A 3,562-nucleotide genomic window follows, 5' to 3' on the forward strand; every position below is an offset into this window, starting at 1 on the left:
GCCCGGTTACATTCCGAACCCGGAAGCTAAGCCTTTCAGCGCCGATGGTACTGCAGGGGGGACCCTGTGGGAGAGTAGGACGCCGCCGAACAATTCTTTGTCGGGAGTGCCCCGCACCGTTTTGGTGCGGGGCACTTCTGCGTTCAAGACCCCACGGCGTCCGTAGGCCAACTCTCCGGGTAGGGTCAGGGGGCATCATCGGCACATCCCCGCACAGGAGGCCCCCGGGTGGAGGTTCAGGAGACCCGCGTCCAGACGGATCGGGTGTTCACCATCCCCAACATCCTGAGCATGGCTCGCCTCCTCGGTGTGCCGCTCTTCCTGTGGCTCATCCTCCGCCCCGAGTTCGGCGGGCCGAACAGCGACGGCTGGGCATTGCTCGTCCTGATGCTCAGCGGGGTGACCGACTATCTCGACGGCATGCTCGCCCGACGCTGGAACCAGATCAGCAGTCTGGGGCGGCTCCTGGACCCCGCGGCCGACCGTCTGTACATCCTTTCCACCCTTGCCGGTCTGACCTGGCGCGAGATCCTGCCCCTCTGGCTCACCGCGGCTCTCCTGGCCCGCGAGCTGATGCTGCTGGTGATGGTGGGAATCCTCCGCAGGCACGGCTATCCGCCTCCCCAGGTGAACTTCTTGGGAAAGGCAGCTACCTTCAACTTGATGTATGCCTTCCCGTTGCTACTACTCAGCGACGGGAGCGGATGGCTCGCATCGCTTGCCGAAGTTTTCGGATGGGCGTTCGCTGGATGGGGTACAACTCTCTATTGGTGGGCAGGGATCCTCTACGTGGTCCAGGTCCGCCGGCTCGTCAGAGCGGACAGAGTGGCCGATTGAGCTCGTCGATGTGGTGCCGTGCAGTGTCGCCGGCCCGCACCTGATGCCTTACGGCCTGTCCAGATGGGTGACGTCGGCGAGACCGTCTCTTCAAGGAGGACGCTTCCGACATGAAGGCCGTCGTGATGGCTGGAGGCGAGGGCACGCGCCTTCGCCCCATGACCTCAAGCATGCCCAAGCCGTTGTTGCCGGTGGCGAATCGGCCAATCATGGAGCATGTGCTGCGATTGCTCAAGCGGCACGGACTCAGTGAAACCGTGGTCACCGTTCAGTTCCTCGCCTCTCTCGTGAAGAACTATTTCGGTGACGGCGAAGAGCTTGGCATGGAGCTCACCTATGCCAATGAGGAAAAGCCGCTCGGCACTGCGGGGAGTGTGAAGAACGCCGAAGAGGCGCTCAAGGACGATGCTTTTCTCGTCATTTCCGGTGACGCTCTCACCGACTTCGACCTGACGGACCTCATCGCCTTCCACAAGGAGAAGGGCGCGCTGGTCACGGTGTGCCTGACCCGGGTGCCGAACCCACTTGAGTTCGGTATCACGATCGTGGACGAAGAGGGAAAGGTGGAGCGCTTCCTGGAGAAGCCCACTTGGGGCCAGGTGTTCTCGGACACCGTCAACACGGGCATCTATGTGATGGAGCCCGAGGTGTTCGACTACGTCGAGGCCGACACCTCGGTCGACTGGTCGGGCGACGTCTTCCCTCAGCTCATGAAAGAGGGCAAGCCCGTCTACGGCTATATCGCCGAGGGCTACTGGGAGGACGTCGGGACGCACGAGAGTTATGTGAAAGCCCAGGCGGATGTCCTGGAGGGCAAGGTCGACGTCGATCTCGACGGTTTCGAGATCTCGCCCGGAGTGTGGGTCGCCGAAGGCGCCGAGGTCCATCCCGACGCCGTTCTGCGCGGTCCGCTCTACATCGGTGACTACGCCAAGGTCGAGGCGGACGCCGAGATCCGCGAGCACACCGTCATCGGCTCCAACGTGGTCGTCAAATCCGGGGCCTTTCTCCATCGCGCCGTTGTGCACGACAACGTCTACATCGGGCAGCACAGCAATCTGCGTGGCTGTGTGATCGGCAAGAACACCGACATCATGCGGGCCTCCCGGATCGAGGACGGCGCGGTCATCGGTGACGAGTGCCTTGTCGGTGAAGAATCGATTATCCAGGGCAATGTCCGGGTGTATCCGTTCAAGACCATCGAGGCCGGCGCGTTCGTCAACACCTCGGTGATCTGGGAGTCCAGAGGACAGGCGCATCTCTTCGGAGCGCGTGGGGTCTCCGGGATTCTCAACGTCGAGATCACGCCCGAGCTGGCCGTGCGGCTGGCAGGGGCGTACGCCACGACGCTCAAGAAGGGCTCCACGGTCACCACCGCGCGTGACCACTCGCGTGGTGCGCGCGCGCTCAAGCGGGCGGTGATCTCCGCCCTCCAGGCCAGTGCCATCGACGTAAGGGACCTGGAGAACGTCCCGCTGCCGGTGGCACGGCAGCAGACGGGCCGTGGCAGTGCCGGCGGCATCATGATCCGTACGACGCCGGGTGTGCCCGACTCCGTCGACATCATGTTCTTCGACGAACGGGGCGCCGACCTCTCCCAGGCCGGCCAGCGCAAGCTGGACCGGGTCTACGCGAGGCAGGAGTACCGCAGGGCCTTCCCCGGCGAGATCGGGGACCTGCACTTCCCCGCGAGCGTCTTCGACTCGTACACCGGCTCGCTGCTCCGGAACGTCGACACGTCCGGGATCGCCGAGGCCGGGCTCAAGGTCGTCGTGGACGCGTCCAACGGCAGCGCGGGGCTCGTTCTGCCCAGTCTTCTCGGGCGGCTCGGGGTCGACGCGCTGACCATCAATCCCGGCCTGGACGAGGCGCGGCCGACCGAGACCGTGGAGTCGCGCAGGTCCGGTCTGGTCAGGCTGGGCGAGATCGTGGCGTCGGCGCGGGCGTCCTTCGGGGTGCGCTTCGACCCCGTGGGCGAGCGGCTGTCGCTCGTGGACGAGCGTGGCCGGATCATCGAGGACGACCGTGCCCTGCTGGTGCTGCTCGACCTGGTCGCCGCCGAGCGGCGCAGCGGGCGGGTGGCGCTGCCCGTCACGACCACCAGGATCGCCGAGCAGGTCGCCGCGTACCACGGGACACAGGTGGAGTGGACGACCACGTCGCCCGACGACCTCACGAGGGTCGGCAGGGAGGATTCCACGATCTTCGGCGGTGACGGGCGCGGTGCGTTCATCGTCCCGGAGTTCAGCAGTCTGCTGGACGGCACGGCGGCCTTCGTACGGCTGCTGGGCCTGGTCGCCCGTACACAGCTCACGCTCAGCCAGATCGACGCCCGCATTCCGCGCGCCCACGTGCTGCGCAGGGATCTGGCTACCCCCTGGGCCGTCAAGGGTCTGGTCATGCGACGGGTGGTGGAGGCGGCCGGCGAGCGGGACGTCGACACGACCGACGGCATCCGGGTCGTGGAGGCCGACGGGCGGTGGGTGATGGTGCTTCCCGCGCCCGCCGAGGCCGTCACCCATCTGTGGGCCGAGGGACCGGACGACGCCTCCGCTCAGGCGCTGCTCGACGAGTGGTCCGCGGTCGTGGACAGCGCAGGTCAGTGACCTGATCGCGGTGTGGGGGGGGGGGGGGGGGCGCCCCCCCCCCCCCCCCCACGTGGGGCCCAAGGGCGGGGGGTGGCGCGCCGGAGGCGAAGTTGGGGGAGACCCCACCCCCCCCCCCA

Annotated in this window: 2 protein-coding genes and 1 rRNA gene; all 3 read left to right on the plus strand. The window is 66.6% G+C overall.

What is annotated here, in order from left to right; translation table 11 throughout:
- Positions 1–91, plus strand: a 5S ribosomal RNA gene (gene rrf, locus ACFWV8_RS19215); the annotation flags it as partial.
- 137 nt (positions 92–228) lie between these two features.
- The gene (locus tag ACFWV8_RS19220) at positions 229–837 is read left to right on the plus strand and encodes a CDP-alcohol phosphatidyltransferase family protein (RefSeq protein ID WP_329390403.1); all 609 of its coding nucleotides are present in this window, start codon (positions 229–231) and stop codon (positions 835–837) included.
- A 110-nt stretch (positions 838–947) separates the two neighbouring features.
- On the plus strand, positions 948–3,443 hold the full coding sequence (locus tag ACFWV8_RS19225; protein WP_329390405.1) for a mannose-1-phosphate guanyltransferase: 2,496 nt from the start codon (positions 948–950) through the stop codon (positions 3,441–3,443).
- The last annotated feature ends 119 nt before the right edge of the window (positions 3,444–3,562 follow it).

It is taken from the genome of Streptomyces sp. NPDC058665 (assembly GCF_042714995.1).
Lineage (GTDB): Bacteria > Actinomycetota > Actinomycetes > Streptomycetales > Streptomycetaceae > Streptomyces.